The 19,402-nt window shown below is 37.0% G+C and carries 20 protein-coding genes and 1 riboswitch; of the genes, 5 read left to right on the top strand and 15 right to left on the bottom strand.

What is annotated here, in order from left to right:
- Positions 1-383 precede the first annotated feature (383 nt).
- A complete protein-coding gene (locus tag GHD00_RS05345; RefSeq protein ID WP_163537113.1) occupies positions 384-923 on the bottom strand; it encodes a competence protein ComK in 540 nt (179 codons plus the stop codon).
- 212 nt (positions 924-1,135) lie between these two features.
- Between GHD00_RS05345 and GHD00_RS05350 the strand changes: the two genes are divergently transcribed.
- Positions 1,136-1,603 carry a DUF3939 domain-containing protein gene (locus tag GHD00_RS05350; RefSeq protein WP_163537114.1) on the top strand — a complete coding sequence of 156 codons (468 nt, stop codon included), beginning with the start codon at positions 1,136-1,138 and terminating at the stop codon, positions 1,601-1,603.
- An 18-nt stretch (positions 1,604-1,621) separates the two neighbouring features.
- On the opposite strand, the gene GHD00_RS05355 is transcribed toward GHD00_RS05350, so the two are convergent.
- The 3 genes from GHD00_RS05355 to lplA form a co-directional block, all read right to left on the bottom strand.
- Complete coding sequence (locus GHD00_RS05355; RefSeq protein ID WP_163537115.1) at positions 1,622-2,557, bottom strand: hypothetical protein; 936 nt, start codon at positions 2,555-2,557, stop codon at positions 1,622-1,624.
- Between the two features lie 32 nt (positions 2,558-2,589).
- Entirely contained in the window at positions 2,590-3,756 is a 1,167-nt protein-coding gene (locus GHD00_RS05360; RefSeq protein WP_240468608.1) for a M48 family metalloprotease, read from the bottom strand.
- Between the two features lie 231 nt (positions 3,757-3,987).
- A complete protein-coding gene (gene lplA / locus GHD00_RS05365; protein WP_163537117.1) occupies positions 3,988-4,983 on the bottom strand; it encodes a lipoate--protein ligase in 996 nt (331 codons plus the stop codon).
- A gap of 175 nt (positions 4,984-5,158) precedes the next feature.
- On the opposite strand from lplA, the gene yhfH reads away from it, so the two are divergent.
- A complete protein-coding gene (yhfH, locus tag GHD00_RS05370; protein ID WP_163537118.1) occupies positions 5,159-5,287 on the top strand; it encodes a protein YhfH in 129 nt (42 codons plus the stop codon).
- Positions 5,288-5,561: 274 nt separating this feature from the next.
- Here yhfH and hemY read toward each other — a convergent pair whose 3' ends face one another.
- The 4 genes from hemY to GHD00_RS05390 form a co-directional block, all read right to left on the bottom strand.
- Positions 5,562-6,959, bottom strand: coding sequence for a protoporphyrinogen oxidase (hemY, locus tag GHD00_RS05375; protein ID WP_163537119.1), 1,398 nt, complete (start codon positions 6,957-6,959; stop codon positions 5,562-5,564).
- Entirely contained in the window at positions 6,956-7,897 is a 942-nt protein-coding gene (gene hemH, locus GHD00_RS05380; RefSeq protein ID WP_163537120.1) for a ferrochelatase, read from the bottom strand. Before hemH ends, hemY begins: the two co-directional genes overlap by 4 nt.
- Positions 7,898-7,913: 16 nt before the next feature.
- Complete coding sequence (gene hemE / locus GHD00_RS05385; protein ID WP_163537121.1) at positions 7,914-8,948, bottom strand: uroporphyrinogen decarboxylase; 1,035 nt, start codon at positions 8,946-8,948, stop codon at positions 7,914-7,916.
- A 126-nt stretch (positions 8,949-9,074) separates the two neighbouring features.
- A complete protein-coding gene (locus tag GHD00_RS05390) occupies positions 9,075-11,231 on the bottom strand; it encodes a transglycosylase domain-containing protein (RefSeq protein WP_240468609.1) in 2,157 nt (718 codons plus the stop codon).
- Positions 11,232-11,368: 137 nt separating this feature from the next.
- Between GHD00_RS05390 and GHD00_RS05395 the strand changes: the two genes are divergently transcribed.
- Positions 11,369-11,863 carry an antibiotic biosynthesis monooxygenase family protein gene (locus GHD00_RS05395; protein WP_163537122.1) on the top strand — a complete coding sequence of 165 codons (495 nt, stop codon included), beginning with the start codon at positions 11,369-11,371 and terminating at the stop codon, positions 11,861-11,863.
- A gap of 84 nt (positions 11,864-11,947) precedes the next feature.
- Here GHD00_RS05395 and GHD00_RS05400 read toward each other — a convergent pair whose 3' ends face one another.
- From GHD00_RS05400 to GHD00_RS05430, 7 genes are all read right to left on the bottom strand, one after another.
- Positions 11,948-12,424 (bottom strand): thioredoxin family protein, encoded by a 477-nt coding sequence (locus GHD00_RS05400; RefSeq protein WP_163537123.1) that lies wholly within the window; start codon positions 12,422-12,424, stop codon positions 11,948-11,950.
- Positions 12,421-12,849: a disulfide oxidoreductase gene (locus GHD00_RS05405; protein ID WP_163537124.1), complete on the bottom strand. Its 429-nt coding sequence runs from the start codon at positions 12,847-12,849 to the stop codon at positions 12,421-12,423. The genes GHD00_RS05400 and GHD00_RS05405 overlap by 4 nt, the downstream gene beginning before the upstream one ends.
- A 242-nt stretch (positions 12,850-13,091) precedes the next feature.
- Positions 13,092-14,120, bottom strand: coding sequence for a MoeB/ThiF family adenylyltransferase (locus tag GHD00_RS05410; protein ID WP_163537125.1), 1,029 nt, complete (start codon positions 14,118-14,120; stop codon positions 13,092-13,094).
- Positions 14,110-14,880 (bottom strand): thiazole synthase, encoded by a 771-nt coding sequence (locus GHD00_RS05415; RefSeq protein WP_163537126.1) that lies wholly within the window; start codon positions 14,878-14,880, stop codon positions 14,110-14,112. Before GHD00_RS05415 ends, GHD00_RS05410 begins: the two co-directional genes overlap by 11 nt.
- Positions 14,881-14,884: 4 nt before the next feature.
- The gene (thiS, locus tag GHD00_RS05420) at positions 14,885-15,088 is read right to left on the bottom strand and encodes a sulfur carrier protein ThiS (RefSeq protein WP_163537127.1); all 204 of its coding nucleotides are present in this window, start codon (positions 15,086-15,088) and stop codon (positions 14,885-14,887) included.
- A 12-nt stretch (positions 15,089-15,100) separates the two neighbouring features.
- Positions 15,101-16,219, bottom strand: a complete 1,119-nt coding sequence (gene thiO / locus GHD00_RS05425) for a glycine oxidase ThiO (protein WP_240468610.1) — start codon at positions 16,217-16,219, stop codon at positions 15,101-15,103.
- A 23-nt stretch (positions 16,220-16,242) separates the two neighbouring features.
- Positions 16,243-16,848 carry a thiamine phosphate synthase gene (locus GHD00_RS05430; protein ID WP_163537129.1) on the bottom strand — a complete coding sequence of 202 codons (606 nt, stop codon included), beginning with the start codon at positions 16,846-16,848 and terminating at the stop codon, positions 16,243-16,245.
- A 250-nt stretch (positions 16,849-17,098) separates the two neighbouring features.
- Positions 17,099-17,204: riboswitch (TPP riboswitch) on the bottom strand.
- Between the two features lie 208 nt (positions 17,205-17,412).
- On the opposite strand from GHD00_RS05430, the gene GHD00_RS05435 reads away from it, so the two are divergent.
- Positions 17,413-17,859 carry a ferritin-like domain-containing protein gene (locus tag GHD00_RS05435; protein ID WP_163537130.1) on the top strand — a complete coding sequence of 149 codons (447 nt, stop codon included), beginning with the start codon at positions 17,413-17,415 and terminating at the stop codon, positions 17,857-17,859.
- 222 nt (positions 17,860-18,081) lie between these two features.
- Positions 18,082-19,251, top strand: a complete 1,170-nt coding sequence (locus GHD00_RS05440; protein WP_163537131.1) for an amidohydrolase — start codon at positions 18,082-18,084, stop codon at positions 19,249-19,251.
- Positions 19,252-19,402 lie beyond the last annotated feature (151 nt).

Below are 19,402 nucleotides of genomic sequence, written 5' to 3' on the forward strand. Positions count from 1 at the left end.
GATTTGAGCTGAACCCCAAAAGTTAAACCTAAAATTTAACTTTTTGGGGTCACCATAATTCACTCGAATCAGTTCGGATTTATGTTTATTGAAAATGAGTAAACAATACTTCGCTCCAGCGGGCACGGCTTTACATACTCAGAATGCAAAAACCGCTTTGCTGCGAGATCTTCAGCCCGCGTTAGTTCCACTATGGACTTAAAAAATGAGTGGTACATAGTATAATAAAATCTAAGGCTTTCGCTATATTGGGCGAAAAGCCAAGATTTCTTTACCACGGAGTCTTCGTATTTTGACTACGCTTAGTATTTGCGTTTAAATTTTTATTGATTCAATGTTCACCTTTTGAATAGGCTATTTTTATTTTGTCCCATTCTCTTTGACTATCGAAATTGCTTCTCTTTTTTGTATAGCTTTTCTGCAATAAATGGAGAAGATTGCAGCAAGTCCTCCATTTTGTTATTTAATAAGTAACGATATTGTGCAGTACGATAAAGCTGATTAATTAAAGTTGCATAAGAGGCTTCTATAATAATACTGCGCCCATTTCTAAAAACAATTCGACATTTACGTTTTGCTATATTATCGACCTGTTTGACATGTGTATGAGCAATCCAGGTACATGTTTTCTTTAAAGGGGATTCGGTTGGGAAAAAATACATACCACTTAAACGATCAATGGCAATAGGAGGTTTGTGTGTAATCCCGCTTAAAATGCGTGATCCTTCAATTAAACCTCGCAAGCTAATGCCGAACTCATGGCAAGTCATATCCATCACTTTTTGTGCACTCCAAGTTGTTTGATAGTCATCCTCTTGGTTGTATTCCATCACATTCGTAAAGAACTGACCGTCTTTTTTCTTTCCAATTACCGCTAATGTCCTCGGACTTACTTCATTTGCTGCTTTCAATAGTTGAGACATTTTTCCATTCCTCCCAAAAAAAGTTTTATTAAGAACAACTATAATGTAACAGCAATCACTAAAAACTGATATAAAAACCCCTAAAATGCATGGTTATTTGAATGATTTTTTTCTATTTTCAAAAAATTTGTTATAATTTTTACAAAAGAGGCCACTGAGTGACTGTTTTTTAAAAAATTTGAATCCAATTTTTTGAAGAAGGGACGATTTATATGTGGAAAGAATGGTTTATGAAAAAGAAAAAGCATCATCAGGAAAAATATCCGGTTAAAGATATTTCCTATCATGAGTTAAAGAGAGCCATTCGAACGTTTAGTAAAGATTTACCTCCTAAAATCCCTTTAAAAGTCATTATTAATGATGATCTATCGATTGACTATACGTTACTTGCCCCAATACTGAAAGCAATACCGAAGGACACATTTTATATGTCAAAAGAAACCTATGAAATATTTGAAGAAAAAGATTTACCTATAGCTATTGCTCTGGATCAAGTACAGCAGGCAGTTGATCAATATTTAGCACAAAAAAATGAATTACCGGTAATTGATCATGACCCATATCAAAAAGTAAATTTTTTTAAACTAGAACAGCTGCAGCTCATTCAAGAAAGACCAGACATGGATTTTTACATTACCGATCAAGAAAACTTAGTCACAACAAAAAAACCACAGTCATAACACTGTGGTTCAACCTTGTTATGCATGATATACTATTTGCTCCCACCTGCGATCCCCATCTTCTATAGTGGTCGATACTTTATCTAACAAATGGCGCAACTGTGTAAGTGTCTGATTTAACTTACGTTGCATGGACTCCACTTCCTCTGCTGATTGATTTATTTTGTCCTGAACAAACCAATCCATAATCAAACCGTCCAAAAAATAATCAGCAAATGTTAACCCACCTGAAATTTGAATGTTTGAATTAAAGGATTGCCCAATATCATCTAATTCATGGGAAAACTTACGTAATAACCGTTGTGCTTGATGTGTGGCATACTGTGCCTCATCTATGTGGCTATGCTTGATTGATGTAGATATTAATCCACCACCAAACATATCCACTGTCCCCCAGTTTTTCGCTTTATCTAAAGATGTCATGGCATCAGATAACGCAGATGATACTTGATCCCCAACCTCTAAAGCCTCTTGAATTTCCTTTTTGTCATCCTGTAAATTCCCGATTTGCTCCAGCAATGCTAAGGCTTCTTTTCCACTATCCGTATCCTTATCAAGTAAAGCATCATATTTTTCATGTAAGAGTTCTTGATAACGCACCTCGGGATTTCCTAAATCCCTAATCTGATCGTCTAATGTATGCAAATCCTCTTCTACATCCGCAACAGATGCTTTAATCTCCTGAAACTGTAAGTGTGCCCTTGCCGCTTCTTGTTTTTCTTTATCTACCTTTTCTAATTTTTTGCCTGTAAGGGTGTAAAACATATTGGTTACACTAAAACTTTCTAATTTTTCTACATCAACATTTTCTTTTTGTAAGGATTCATATCTTTCTTGCATCTGCGGCCTCAACCGCTTTAAATCCTCAACTAGTGCATTACGCTCAGTTTTCAGTCTCTTTAATTTTTTCATGTTTTCTTGTTCCGTTACTAACTTTTTATAAAATTCTTCCATTACCATCACCTCTAATGTATATACGGTTGAGGTTAGGAATTTGTTTCAGTATCCGCTATAGTATCTAAAATTCGATTCATTCGCTCCTGAATCGGGGGATGTGAATAACGTAAAGCTTTTATAAGAGGTAATGGTTTTATGTCTGTTTTAGATTGCTCTGCAAGCTGTCTATAGCTGTCCAACGCTGGTTGTAAATCTTCTGTATGGCTAATAGCATATTCGTCTGCTGCTATTTCCATTTGACGTGAAATATACAATGAAAAAGGCTGAACTAGCATGGAAACAATAGATGTTATAAATAAAAGCTTTAGTATAACTTTAAAACTTGGCATACTAGGAAAATTGTCTTGTTTAATCCATCGCTTAGATAACTTTTGTATAAATAAAAGTAAAGCTAAGCTGAACATTAAGTATAAACTAATTCCCCAATACACATGTTTATATAAGTAATGACCAATCTCATGGGCAACAATAAATAAAATTTCATTGGTATCCATTCCCTCTGTTGTAGTATCCCATAATACAATTCGGGCATGTCCGAAAATACCTGTCACATAGGCATTATATGTAGACACTTTTTCGCTTTTATTAACAGTCAGCAATGTCACATCTTCTAACCCTGCTTGGTCAGTTAAGTCTTCAATGGAATTTCGCAGTTCGCCAGTTTCCAATACTTGGAATTCATCAAATAATGGGTCAACCCAAACTGGTTGAATATACATAAAAAAAACAACAACTGGAATAGACAGCAGCCAAAACCTCCACCCCCATGTAGATTGCCATTTTTTCATACAGATCCTAGCAACTAAAATAATACTAAACAAAGCGATCCAAAATAAAACCGTGCTTATCATGGTATCTAGTATCCAAGATAAGAAGGACTGTGTTCGAATCCCTTCTCTAGTCGAAAATGAAAACCAACCAACACGAAAAGGGAGACGCAGCATAAAATCAAGTAAGATAATCGTTGTCACGAACCAAAGCGTACGGATAAATTCTGAGGAAAAACGATAAACCCATTGATATAAAGACGTTTTCTTTAACATGACATAAATAATGATGACATCAAGTGGCCATAGTGCAAAATATAAAGCATGAGAAAGTGCACCATACCGTGTGTCATCGAATGTTTCTAAAGGGTACAAGTAATAAAAATAGACAAATAAAACAAGAATATATACACCATAACCATAAAGCACTTTTTTCAATTGTCATCTTCCCATCTGTTGGTAACTTACCAATTTCGTATAAAGAGAGTCTTCCATCAGTGGGGGGCTTCATCCCCATTGATAGTTCGCGAAACTTAACAGGGTGTTAGCGTCCATTTTCCCCACTTATCCTTCTTTCATTATGTTAAGAAGCGGGGTCTTACGGACGATTGTTCACCGTGATAAAGTAAACTGACTTGTTTGAAAAAACCTCTTTCCTGCTTAATAAATGAGAGCTAAGAAATCTTCTTTTGTAATTCTTCCTAAATAGTGAGTAACATCTAAACCTTCTAAAGCCTTATCCATTACTGTCCGATTATATCGAACACCGATTAAACGATTTTCAATATCTGTTACATCTCCTACTCCAAAGAAATCACCATATATTTTACAATTCTCAATGAACCCTTTTTGAACGTCTAGGCGGACATCCACAAGTCCTCCATCAAATTTATGAGAGTGTTGAATATTGAATTTTGGAGACTTCCCATAGTTCCATTCCCATTTTTGATAACGCTCTTTCGACAACTCATGGATATTTGCACAATCTTCTTCTGTGAGTTCATATCGGGGAACATCTTGTACGTCCTCTACTTCAAAAATATGTTTTAGAATATGATTTTTTAATTCAGCCATTGGAAGCTTCTCATCCATAAATTCTGAAATATTCGCTACACGGCTTCGAATAGACTTTATCCCTTTTGATTGGATTTTTTCTGTTTTCACATTAAGAGATTTTACGACATGTTCGATTTCAGAATCATACATTAATGTACCATGACTAAACATACGTCCACGTGTTGTAAATTGAGCATTCCCTGAGATTTTTCTTCCGTCTGCAACCAAGTCATTTCGCCCTTTTAATTCAGCAGGTACACCTAAGGCTTTTAACGCCTCTACTACAGGCTCGGTAAACTTAGCGAAGTTATGAAAGCTGTCTCCATCATCTTTTGTAATAAAACTAAAATTCAAGTTACCTTGGTCGTGGTAAACAGCTCCTCCACCAGAAAGCCTGCGAACAACATGAATACCGTGTTCTTCAACATAGTCTGTATTAATCTCTTCTATTGTATTCTGATTTTTCCCAATAATGATAGATGGTTCGTTTATGTAAAAGAGTAAATATGTATCAGATTCTCCAAATTTGCTTAATACATACTCTTCTATTGCAAGATTGATATGCGGATCTGTTATGCCTTTATTGTCAATAAATTTCATGTTCATTTCACTCCTTTTTCAAGTTCATATTATTCCCATAGTATAAAAGAATAAAATAAAGAAAACAATAAAGGGTTTTTTTGCAAAAAAATTGAATTGTACTAATACAAATGGTTGATTTTTTTGCTTTGTTATAATACAATGAAAGTACAACACAGCTTTTGGAGGGATCATCATGATCAGCATAGTCGAATTCTTTCGTAACATCCCTAGAAAAAAGTGTATCAAATGCGGTCATACAATGACAGAACAAGCAGACTGTTATCACAACGTTTGTGATACCTGTAATGATCCCGCACATTAAACTGTTTAAGTCTTTTACACCCTATATCTTTCGTTTCTTTCATCCTTCTTATCCTGCTAAATAAGGATGAACATTCCCATCCAATTAATCTAGATATATGTGAAAGACGAACACCTGCAGCTATCCACTAGCTGCATTTTTTTATCTTTCATAAAAAATTCAGCCCTTTTCGCATTGTTTCTTGCTTTCTTTCACCATAGAACAAAACTGCGCAATCCGGCTCTTTGGAGAGATTATAATTTAATTTGAACAAAAAAGCAGAGTGATCGACACTCTACTTCTCTAAAAATGCTATTACTTTTTCTGCGGCACTCTCTCCTTGATCGATGCAATCAGGTATACCGATTCCTCGAAATGCACTTCCTGCTGCAAGTATGCCTGGCAGGTGCTCGTACAAGTCGTTTTCTAGCTGATCAACCATCTTTTTATGACCGACACGATATTGTGGCATTCCGTTCTCCCATCTGGATACAATCGAAAAAAGAGGATCTCCATCTATTTTCATGATCTTATTCAAATCATGTAATACAAGCTCTGTTAACTGATGATCCGATAAATGAATAACATCTTCATCACCAGGACGCCCTACATAGCAGCGTAGTAAAGCTTTACCTTTAGGTGCTGCTGTATCCGGCCATTTTTTATGTGTCCAAGTACAAGCTGTGATACGGTAATTACTATTTCTTGAAACAACAAATCCAGTCCCATCAATATCCTCTTTAATGGCGGATTGATCAAAGGCCAAGGCTACATTCGCAACAGAGGTGGCCTTCATATCAGGAAGCTGCTGTATAAATGCATAATCCTTTAATGTTTGCTTTAACACAGACAATGGAGTAGCAAAAATGACAGCATCTGATTGGATCTTTTTGCCATTCGCTAAACTCAATTGATATTTCCCATTATCTCGCATTATATACTCAACAGCCGCATTGGTTTGAATCGCCACACTGTCTAACGCTTCTTGAATAGCTGTTACCAATGTTTCTAGACCACCCTCTATACTATAAAACATACTCTTTTTCTTACCGGATAGCTTTTTCACAGCCGGCAAGGTTTTCTGTAATCCCTTAATTAAACTACCATACTTTTGTTCTAGTTCATAAAATTGTGGAAAAGTTGCCATTAAACTTAAATCGTCTAAATCACCAGCATATATACCAGATAGAAGTGGTTCAATTAGATTTTCAACTACTTCGTCTCCTAATCTATTTCTAAAAAACTTGCCTAACGATTGATCCTCAGCTGTCTCTCCCTTTGGAATAAAGAGATCCATGCCAGCCCGTAGCTTCCCTGGAAAACTAAATAAACTAGAGGATAAAAAAGGACTAATTTTAGTTGGAATACCCATGTGAGAACCTTGCGGCATGGAGTGCAATTGATCGTCTGCTAAAATATATGCCTTCCCAGTTCCGTTTTTCACAAGTTTATCACCTAAACCGACTTCTCTTGCTAATCTTTCTGCGGATTTTTTTCGAATAAGGAAGGAATCTGGCCCACGCTCGATAGTAAATCCGTCTTTTCGTAATGTTTCTATTTTCCCGCCAAGGCGTTGTCCAGATTCCAATAGAGTAACGTGATAAGGAAGGGCCTTACTGCGAATTTCTTTTTGTAAATAATAAGCAGCAGTAAGTCCCGCTATGCCACCACCTATGATTGTAATGTGCTTCATGCAGGATCATTACTTTTACATTTATGGAATACAACATTTGCTAACGTCTCAATAAATATCGGATGAACATTGGGCATTGGTGGCCGGTAATAATTTGCTTCCAGTTCATCGCACACTACTTTACATTCAAAATCGTTATCATAAAGGACCTCTAAATGATCTGCTACAAAGCCAACAGGAGCATATACAAAGGAACGATATCCTTTTTGCTCAAAAAGATCTCTAGTTAAATCTTGTACATCAGGTCCAAGCCATGGATCTGGTGTATTTCCTTCACTTTGCCAACCAATTTCCACATTTTCAACACCTGCTTCTTGCTGAATAAGTTCAGCAGTACGCTCCAATTGTTTTGGATAAGGATCCCCATCCTTCAGAATTTTCTCCGGCAAACTATGAGCAGAAACAACAAGGACCGCTTCTTTCTTTTCTTCTTCACTCATCTTCTCAAACTCACCTTGAATCGCATGCTTCCAATATTCAATAAATCCCGGTGCATCATACCAGCTTTCAACTGATTGAATATCAATGCCATACTTCTCCGCTTCTTCCTGTGCTCTTCCGTTATAAGCTTTCACACTAAATGTGGAATAATGAGGAGCTAATACGATGGAAATAGCTTGATCTATTCCATCATCTGCCATATTTTTTACACCATCTTCAATAAATGGTTCAATGTGCTTCAAGCCTAAATATGCTGCAAATTCTACATCATCTTGCATTTCATTTAATCGATTTTCAATGGCAGAAGCTTGTTCTTTTGTTATACGTGCAAGTGGTGAAATTCCACCTATTGCTTGATATCGTTCCGTTAAGTCATCTAACATTTCCTGAGAAGGTTTTCTACCATGACGAATATGGGTATAATACCTTTCAATATCTGCTTCCTTGTATGGTGTACCATATGCCATGACAAGTAAACCGATTTTTTTCTTTGCCATTTAACCTACATCCTTTCTATGCTCGTTTCGAATAAGTATGAACAAATTCAGTTAATTGCTTTAATCGAGCGGGACTGATTTCAGGTGTGACACCATGACCAAGATTAAAAATATGACTCGGATGCTTTTTCCCCTCGCCAATAATTTGCTTTGTCTTTTCTTCCACAACGTTCCAATCTGCTAACAAAAAGGCTGGATCAAGGTTTCCTTGTAATGCTTTTGTCACATCGAGTTGTCTCGCTTCACTAATAGACATCCGCCAATCAAGACCTATTACATCAACAGGCAAGTGATTCCACTCTTGAATCAGATGACTGGCACCGACACCAAATAAGATGAGTGGTACATTATTTTCTCTTAAAGCCATAAAAATTCTTTCCATAACGGGCTTGATATATGTCCGATAATCTTGAACGTTTAATGCCCCTACCCAAGAGTCAAAGATTTGAATCGCTTGTGCACCAGCCTTTACTTGTGCAGCAACATAAGTAATGGTCATATCTGCTAATTTATCCATTAAGGCAAACCAGGCTTTTGAATCACTATACATGAATGCTTTTGTTTTATGATAATTTTTAGAAGGTCCGCCTTCAATCATATAACTAGCTAATGTAAATGGTGCTCCACTAAAACCAATTAACGGCACTTGAAGCTGTTCCTTTGTTAAAAGTCTGATCGTATCTAATACATAAGGAACATCACTCTCCGGGTCAATGTCTCCTAAGTTTTCTACATCTTTTAACGACGTAATCGGATTGTCAATCACTGGCCCTATACCTGACTTAATTTCAACATCTACTCCTAATGCTGGGAGCGGGGACATAATATCCTTATATAGAACAGCGGCATCTACATTGTACATATCTACTGGTAATTTGGTGACATACGCGCAAAGTTCAGGCTGATGTGTAATTTCAAATAAAGAATATTTCTCTTTTAATTTACGATATTCCTTCTGAGAGCGGCCAGCTTGGCGCATATACCATACAGGTGTATAATCCGTCTCTTCTCCCCAAAATGCTTTTAAAATTGTATCATTAAATTTTACCATGTTTTCACCCTTTTCTTTCATCCTATTCTACTATAAATGCTTTACTTATCCCTGTATAGCATTTCTTTAAAACATTCACTAAATTGTAATTATTATAACTGAAAAATAATTATAAAAACCAAGAAATCAAAAGTCAAACTTAAGGTTCACAACATTCGACTTTTGGCCTAATCGATCAGTTAATGGGTTATAAGGTACGACATAATAATTCCCAGTTCGAAAAAACTGAAGTACATTTAACGTATATGATCCCTTACCTTGCACCTCACCTATGAAAATATCTTCTTCTTCCGTCTGTTCATACACACGGTAGATCACACGATTATCATTCCCAGCAGTCCAATGAAGTTTCCCTTGCATAAGTGCCCATCCTCCAATCGATAACTCAGCCTTTAAATCTGTAATAACAGGTAAATCAATCGGTTTTGGCAAGGACTCCACATTACTAGGCGGAGAGAACGAATCTGCTAAAGGTCTTCGCTTATCGACATCTGTTAATATTGCTTTTGTGAGCTTTGTTGGTGCGACACTACCTGCAGTCAGATAGTTTTGTTCAGTTGCCTTATCAAAACCAATCCATGTCGTCGCAACGTATTGCGGTGTAACTCCTGTAAACCATGCATCTTTTATCTTCCCATGTACTTGCGGGTGTTGTGTCGAACCGGTTTTTCCTGCTAAAGCTTTGGTATAATCACCTGCTTGAGCAGTGCCGCTTATCACCACATCTTCCATCATTTCTATCATATTCCAGGCAACTTGTGGAGAAAATACATCTACTGTCTTTGGCTCTTTTAAAGTTAGCTGTTTATCTTGATCATCATAGATGGCGGCGATACTTGTAGACTCCATCCACTCCCCTTGATGAATGAAAGGACGATAACTTTCCGTCACATCGATTGGTGTTAAACCTGTCTCTAAACCACCAAGTGCAATCGAAAGACCATTATCCGGAAGATCTATATCTAATTTTTCTAAAAAGGTTTTGCTATATCCTATGCCAATTTGATCGAATAGCCATACAGCAGGAGCGTTTTTCGACTGTACCAAAGCCTCATACATGGTAACTTCACCAGCATACTCTCCATCAGCATTTGCTACCTCATAGCCGTTTACTTCTTGCTTCTCATCTGGGAGAAAATCGTATGGCTGATAATCACCTGTTTCCATTGCCGGTCCATACACAGCTATTGGCTTCATAACAGAACCTGGCTGCATGCTGGCATGTACATAATTGGTATCACCTAACTGAAATCGTCTACCGCCAATCAATGCATTTAAATGTCCTGTTTCTTGTTCCATTAAAACAAATGCACCTTGTACTTCATCATTGGAAGCTGGAAAAAAATCATCATTTTGAAAATGTTGATAGGCAATTTTTTGTACCGTAGTGTCCATATACACTTCTATCGTGTATCCACCTCGTTTTAACGCATTTCTACTAAGGTCATAATCCCTTTCTGCCTCCATCAACACATGATCAAGATAATCATCTAACCAAGGATTTCTTTCCTCTTCCATCGGTTTTATTTTCACTGTTTTTTCTTGGTAATCCAATAAGTCTTCTGTTGAAATGACTCCTGCTTTCGCCATCTGTTCAAGAACAAGATCTCTGCGCTGTTTCGCTTTTTTAGGTTCACGATGCGGAGAATAATGATTTGGTGCTTTTACCATACCAGCTAATAACGCTGCTTCATCCACTGTCACATTCTCTATCTTTTTATTAAAATAAAATTTTGCTGCTGTGTTCACACCATATATCCCATGGGCAAAGTACACTTCATTTAAATAAAGCTCTAAAATTTTATCTTTACTATAATTCTGTTCTAAGTATAATGATGCCATCACTTCTTTTGTTTTCCGCATCCATGTCTTATCATTGTGCAAAAATAGATTTTTCGCTAATTGTTGGGTGATCGTACTTGCCCCTTCTACCTTACTCATTGCCAATATATCTCTATAAACAGCACGTGCAACAGCTGGAAAAGAAATACCAGCATGCTCATAAAAGCGTTGATCTTCAATCGATAAAAATGCTTCTTTCAAATGACCCGGCATTTGATCAATCGCAGCATACTCCCGATTTTCGGTATAAAGCTTGCCAATCACTGTTCCATCTTCTGCTACAACTTTTGATGTCTGCGGTAAAATAACTGCTTTTTCATCAAAAACAAAGCGTCCACCGAATAAAATGAATAAATAACCTAATAATGATAAAATAACCATAGAAAATAACATGATAATTATCCATTTATAACGCTTTAAAATAGCAAGCTTTTGTAACACTTCCAAACTGCAACACCACCTTTCTACTATCACTCGACAAAATAACACAATACTTTCATTTTATCACAAATTGATTTCTAATTACGATGTAAAAATGACGCTTGTGTTAAATTTTAATCAGGAAGGAGTGAAGATCAATGAATGGTTATATGACAAATGGGACATATGATTTTTTAGAAAAGTTAAAAGAAAAGCATCCCTCCTATGACATCATGGTAATGCAACAGTCCGACAAATCGATAGCCTATTATGAAGACGCAAAGCCTTCTATTTTCCAAACGAGCCGCAATTATGAAATAGTTATTCAAAAAGGGACATTTTCGAAAGAAGGTTTTGTCGTTCTTAATCATTTACCAGTAACAGATGAAGGTAGACCCATTATTGAAATGCAGTTTAAAAAACGATCTAAAAATATAGAAAACACAGCAGGTTTTCAAGCTTTTCGTCTATTACGACCAAATAGAGGAAATACGTATGTGGTGATGGTGCAATGGTATGACAAGGAAAGCTATATCACTTGGAAAAATTCCAGTTCTTTCAAACAGTCACATAGTAAGAAAGAAAAACCATCATACTTAGCTGGTCCTTCTTATTCCGAAACATTTGTGATGAAAGAAAAAGAGGAGGAATAACATTAAAACTGACTTTCCATATACTAAGCTGTTAAACAGAATTTTAAAAGCTGACCCCTTTTCGAGTCAGCTTTTTTATATCCTTTATTCATCCGCTAATACTTCTTGCTCAAAAAAGTCTTCAAACTGTTCTTGCGGTCGTTCTCCCATGATCCTAGCAGATTCTTCGCCATTTTCAAAATGGACAATCGTAGGAGTTGCTTCTATATTATAAGTATTCCATTCCGGTTCAAATTCTAATAAATTAAGTTTAACTAAATCTATGTCATATTCTTCCGCTAATGGGACAACAACAGGTGTCGTTCTCTGACAATGAGGACATGTTGGACTGTAAAAATATACCGTAACATCTTCTCCATTATCTAGTTTTTCTGCTAAATCCTCTGGAATGATTTGATTTTGATATAATTCATCATCTAACTGATCAATCGTGGCAGAATGCAAAGTAGATTTATTGTAGGGATTACCCTCTGATTGTTGTTTTTTCTGATATTGCACGACAAATGCAAGTGCAGCAAAAATGGCAACCAGCACAAGCACAAAAATAATCATTTTCTTCACTTTGATACTCTCCTTTGTTGAACAACTATAAATATATGAATACTAAAAATAATGATAAATGCTAGGAATGCTAGAAATGGAATCGTGATAAATCCAAAATAATTCACATACGTAGTCGTACACGGCACAAGACCACAAGCTTCTCCAGCAGATTGTAAACTTTTTATATGCTGTATGAGGTAATGATATGTCGACACTACAATCCCTACTCCACTCATAATTAACCCGGGAAAGGCATATCTAATATCCTTTTTATATAGAGCATATCCATATATAACCACCAATGGGTACATTAAAATTCGTTGAACCCAACATAGTTCACATGGAATAAACTTCATGACTTCTGAATAGAACAAGCTCCCAAGTGTTGCCAGAAGACTTTGTCCCCAAATAATAAAAAGCAACGTCTCCATTTTTTGTTTCATTTTAGCAAGCTCCTCTCATCCATATTATACATAGAAGGCCTGTAAAAGAAAATATATTCACCTCCTAAACAAATAGATAATCAGTGGAATGTCACATGATTGTCAGAAAGTATCTTTAAATGTAAAATGAGCAATTTTTATAGAAACACCTTAACTATTGGTTAATAGTAGCTAAATAGTATAGATATCCAACAAATATAATAGAGCAAAAAAAAAGCGTCCTATTAAATAGAACGCTATGTTCACCCTATATATTGATGATATAATTTTTTGGCTTCCGTCATATCCTTCGTACCATGTATTAGAGTTCGCCCGTCTTGAAATAAGACAAATCGATAGTCATCTACAGAAAAAGAAACCAAGTAAGGGTTTTGGAAAATATTTAAACGATTATTTTTTTCCAGAGATTTTGCCACCTGTTGTAAAGAGATCGACTTTCTCCCCTCACCTGGGCGTATTTGTACTGTATTTCTTCCACATAACACTGCTGTTTTCATTTGGTTATGATACGCCAAATTCGGATATGCCCGTTGATCAGAACAAGAAGGACACTCGCTATCCTTTAACTTGTGAACATCAAGTTCCATACGTTCGTTTTTCCACAAATCAAAAGCTATTAATTTATGAGACAATTGATCTTTATCTCCGACTAATAACTTAAATGCCTCAGTCATTTGATGTGCCACTACCATTTGGATAGCAGGACTTATAACTCCAACAGTGTCACAGGTTTCTCCTTCTTTTGGAATATGATCCATTAAGCACTGTAAGCATGGCGTCTCATTAGGAATCACAGTAAAAGTTATCCCGTAGCTGCTGACACAACCACCATAAATCCATGGCTTTTCATGTTTTTGTGTCATATCATTAATGAGAAGCCGAGTATCAAAATTATCAGTTGCATCTATCACTAAATCCACATCCGGAATGATGCTTTCTAATTCATCAACCCCTGCATCTACAGCTTGGGCATCGACTTTTACTTCGCTATTAATCTCAGCAAGTCTTGATTGTGCAGCGATTACTTTAGGAAGCTTGTTCTGAACATCTTTTTCACAAAAAAGCTGTTGTCTTTGCAAATTTGTTTCCTCCACATAATCGCGGTCAATCAAGGTAAGCTTACCAACACCTGCTCTCGCTAAGCATTCCGCACTACTAGAACCAAGAGCTCCAACTCCGACTATTAACACATGACTTTTAGCAAGCTTTTCTTGCCCTTGTTCCCCTATTGGTCGAAATAGTTCTTGTCGATGATAACGGTTAGGAGCCACTGCTGATTCCTTCTTTTGGACTGCTTGCTACAGCATAAGACTTTTTCGCTATTCTTCCAGCTTCATATCCTAATCGACCTGACTCAATCGCAAGTTTCATTGCTTCGGCCATTTTCACAGGATCATTTGCACCTGAAACTGCCGTGTTCAATAATACCCCATCTGCTCCAAGTTCCATAGCATGTGAAGCATCTTTTGGAGAACCAATCCCAGCATCCACAATGACCGGTACATTGGACTGTTCGATAATAAATTGTAAGTTTAATGGATTAATAATCCCTTGGCCAGAACCTATTGGAGAAGCTCCAGGCATGATCGCATGAGCGCCTAATTCCTCTAGTTTTCTAGCTAATACCACATCATCTGACGTATATGGCAGAACCGTGAAACCTTCTTCTAGTAAAATTTCGGTTGCTTTTAATGTTTCTACCGGATCAGGTAATAACGTTTTGTCACATCCGATGACTTCGACTTTGATCATATCACAAAGACCTGATGCATCAGCTAATCTAGCAGTTCGTACTGCTTCATCAGCATTTTTCGCTCCAGCTGTATTTGGTAGAAATTTATATTTCTCTAAATCAAGTTTCTCTAAAAAGTTAGGCTGTTCAGGATCAAATATATTCATACGACGTACTGAAAAAGTAAGTACCTCTGTATCTGAAACATCCACTGCCTTTTTTTGTGTATCAAAATCCGGATATTTTCCTGTTCCTAAAAATAAGCGTGACTGAAATTGATATGAACCAATATTTAACATATAATCATCCACCTCCAACAAAATGTACAATCTCTAATTGATCACCGTCTGAAACTTTGGTTTGCTGGTGATCTCGCTTTTTTAAAATAACTTGATTATGTTCCACAATAAGTGACTTGCCTTGCAGATTTAAATGTTCTAACAATTCTGCAATAGTATCTGGCTGTTGTTCTACTGTAACTTGATCGCCATTTATTTGTAATTGCATGTCATCACACCCTTATACATAAGTGTTTTGTTTACGCTTGATCGAGAAAGCTTCTTGATAGACAGAAGAAATAGCTTTTCCTTCTATTAAATCCGCCATAAATAAGCCAGTGATTGGAGCTAGTAAAATACCATTACGATAATGGCCAGCTGCGATAAATAAACCTTCTACTTCATCAACTTTATCCAAATATGGCAGCTCATCCTTTGTCTGCGGCCTAAATCCTGTCCATACCTTTTCAATCTCGGCATCTTTTATCTCTGGTATTAGATACATCGCTTTATCTAACAAAGAATGAATACCACCAGCGCTGACCTTTTTATCCATTTGATATGGTAATGATGTAGCTCCAATAATCATGTGTCCATCCTTTTTAGGGACTATATAACAGCCCTCCGAGAATATCGTCGCTTCTACTAAAGGTTGATCTGGCCTTACTGAAATGCACTCACCTTTAACTGGGTACATCTCTGTATCCTTTGTAAAATAACGTTGGAAATCCTTCGTCCACACACCAGATGCAAGCACCACTTTTTCTGCATAGAATGTTTCAGACTTGGTAACAACACCAGACACCTTTTCATTCTCTATTAAGAGTTCTTCAACGGAGGTATTTTCTTTTACCTCTGCTCCAAAACTCTCTGCCGCCTTTGCAAAAGCTTTGGTAACATGGATGGCAGACACTTGGCCATCCCCAGGAATATGCAAGGCTCCCTTTATTTGATTCGAGACTTTTTGTTCTCTTGCCATCATGTCATCCGGCGTCAGTACATAAGCTTCTTCACCAAATTGTTTTTGAAAAGCGGCTAACTGCTGAAGATGGTTTAATTGCTCTTCAGTTAGAGCCATTTTATACATGCCTTTTTGGATCAGTTGTATGTCAATACCTGAATATTCAAATAGTTCCTTTTCTATCTGTGGATACAATTGACGGCTTTCTCGAGCAAACTGAAATAAAGGTCCGTCTTGTGTAAATTCCACCTGAGCCCCTAACATCCCTGCTGCTGCACTCGAAGCTCCAGAAGCGACAGAGTCCTTTTCTAAAACTAGGACTTGATAGCCTCTTTTAGCTAGTTGATAGGCTATCGAGCAGCCTATTACGCCACCACCAATAACAATTTGATCATACATTTTTCTCAATGGCATCCCTCTCTCTATTGGTTAAACACTAGGAAGTAATCTTTTGCCGTTTCCACTGGGCTTTTAGCGCTCATAATACCTGACATCACTGCAACGCCGTCTGCACCTGCACTTTGAACAGATTTTATTCGTTCTGCACTGATGCCACCGATTGCCACTACTGGAATAGAGAGCGCTTCGGTTATGGCATGCAACGCCTGAATACCTTGAGGCTTGAGTTGATCTTTTGAAGCTGTTTTATAAATATGACCGAATATAACATAATCAGCTCCTAGACGTTCGGCTTCTATTGCTTCTTCTTTCGAGTGCACTGATTTCCCTATCAATAAATGAGGATATTTTTCTTTAACTAAATCCACTGGAGGACTATGAAATGCAAGCTGAACTCCCTTGCATTCTTTCATATGAGCCACATCAACTCGATCATTAATGATTAGCTTCTTAGGCGATACACCAGCTTGAACAAGACGATTGATGAGCGATATATATTCACTTGCTGTTTTTCGCTTTTCCCTTAAATGAATGTAGTAAACATATGGGTCGATTTCACGGCAAATCGATACCAGTTCTTCTTCCGTATGTCGTCCATCAGAAATCACATGTATACCATGTGCTTGCATGATCTTCCCTCATTTCTATGATCAATGACGATAAAGTGAGACTTACATCAGAGGGGCTTCCCCCCTAATGGTTAGCGAATCTTATCAGGATACTAGCGTCCGTTATCCCCACTCACACTTCTTTTATAATTCTAAGTCTTGAAGTGAAGGGCTTAGGGACAATTGTTCACCGTGATAAACCTTTAAAACATGAAAAAACCACCCATCCAGCAAGGACAAGTGGTTGTTATCGTGAGCTTTAACAGATGATTGATCATCTACGCCACTTCCCTCCGCTGGTGTTAGCCAGATCAGGTTCAAAGGGTCCGAAAAAAACGTTATCGTCTCAGCCACTTTTGGCTCCCCTAGTGTTCCCGTATATTTTTTTCACATAGATATTATAACATAATATCATCAATTTTCAATCAAACCTTTACACAATAAAGAATACTTAGGCTTAGCCAAGCCTTTGGCTACAGCAAAAGCCTTACAACGTTCAAAATATTTTCCAATTTTATGTTTATTTTCATGATTTCAGGGTAGAGATATAATGGAACATAATTGACGAAAGGGTGTTTTTCGAATATGGCACAAGATCAAGAAAAATTACAAGAATTAATCGATGGATTAAACGAAGACTTAGCAAATGAATATGCAGCAACTATTATGTACACATACCATGCATCAGTAGTTTCTGGGTTATACCGTTCCTTATTAAAACCCTTCTTTGAAGATGAAATAAATGATGAAATCGGGCATGCATTATACTTATCCGACAAAATTAAAACATTAGGTGGAACACCAACTACAACTCCAGCGAAAGTCGAGCAACTTACAAATGTACAAGATATGTTAAAAGCAACATTAAAAGCAGAGACTGAAACGATTGAACGTTATGAAAAGCGGAAAGAACAGGCAGATGAGCTTGGTTTTACAGAGCTTGTAGTCAAACTTGAAGATATGATTGCAGATGAAACAAATCATAAAGAAGAAACGGAGCGTTTATTAGCAGATGCTAGCTTCTTTAACTAATGCTCCTTTTCTCCTAAACAGACTTTCACTTTTTTAGGTGAAAGTCTGTTTTTTTTACATGATAAAGGCATAAACTATAAATAAAAGCATGCATTTTATTCCGCATGTTGTTATTATTTAAAAATGTTTTCGTAAAGAGACACTTTTCCATAGATTTATCTCTAAGATAAATCTATAAAACTATGCTATAATGAAAAGAAAAATTTCAGGGGGGGGTTAACCATGCAAGAAGCATTATTTCATGAAATAGATCAATCTTTTGACGATATGGTGAAAATGCGAAGGTATTTACATCAGTATCCAGAGCTTTCCTTTCACGAATACAAAACGGCTTCTTATATTCAAGAGCAATATAAGCAATTAGATATCCCTTTTGAAGCGAATGTGGGCGGAAACGGGGTTGTGGCTACCTTAAAAGGTGGTAAGCCAGGCAAAACGATCGCTTTAAGAGCTGATTTTGATGGATTACCAATTCAAGACGAGAAAAAGGTTGATTATAAATCGAAAGTTGACGGTGTGATGCATGCATGTGCACATGATGGTCATACAACAACTTTACTCACAATAGCACGTGTTTTCAAAAAGTATCAACAAGAACTGCCGGGAACGATTAAATTCATTCACCAGCATGCAGAAGAAGTAGCGCCAGGCGGGGCACAGCCAATGATTGATGATGGTGTTTTGGATGGAGTAGACTATGTGTACGGCACACACCTTTGGACCAATACGCCATACGGTGTTGTTCAATCATCTCGCAAACATTTTATGGCAGCTGCAGATAAGTTTACGATACACATCAAAGGTACTGGAGGCCATGGCGGTATACCACAACAAACAAAAGACCCTATTGTGGTGGGTTCTCAATTAGTTACACATTTACAACAAATTGTGAGCAGAAGAATAGATCCTCTTGAAACAGCGGTGCTTTCGATTGGAACATTTCATGCCGGAAATGCTTATAATGTGATTCCTGATACAGCAAAGATAGAAGGAACAGTGCGTACACTTAACCCATCGGTGCAACAATTTATCATCGATGAAATGGAAAAAATCATCCAAGGGGTTTGCAAGTCTTATGACGTTTCTTATGATTTTAATTATGCTAAAGGGTATCGACCTGTTATCAATCATGAGGAACATGCTGAGCTCATTTTAGATGTTGCGGATCAGTTATCAGAAGTGAATAAAGCTGAGATGATAAGCCCAAGTATGACGGGAGAAGATTTTGCTTATTATCTAGAGCACCGCCCTGGCGCTTTCTTTTTCACTGGAGCGCAAATAAAGGATGGTTTTGTCCCGCATCATCATCCAATGTTTGATTTCGATGAGCGAGCAATGGTGGTTGCAGCGAAAACTTTAATCGGTGCAACATTAAAGGCAAACGAATCATAACAAGAACTGAGAAAGTTCTCCGTAAGATGCTAAACAAGTGCTATTATGGACTGTTTTTATACGTATTTAAAAACGTCATGATAGCACTTGTATCTTTTTTTGATCTGCTTCTCGCTTTAAAATTGTCGTAAGAACCGTTCTATCTTCTATT

This window comes from Gracilibacillus sp. YIM 98692 (assembly GCF_010993965.1).
Classification (GTDB): domain Bacteria; phylum Bacillota; class Bacilli; order Bacillales; family Amphibacillaceae; genus Gracilibacillus.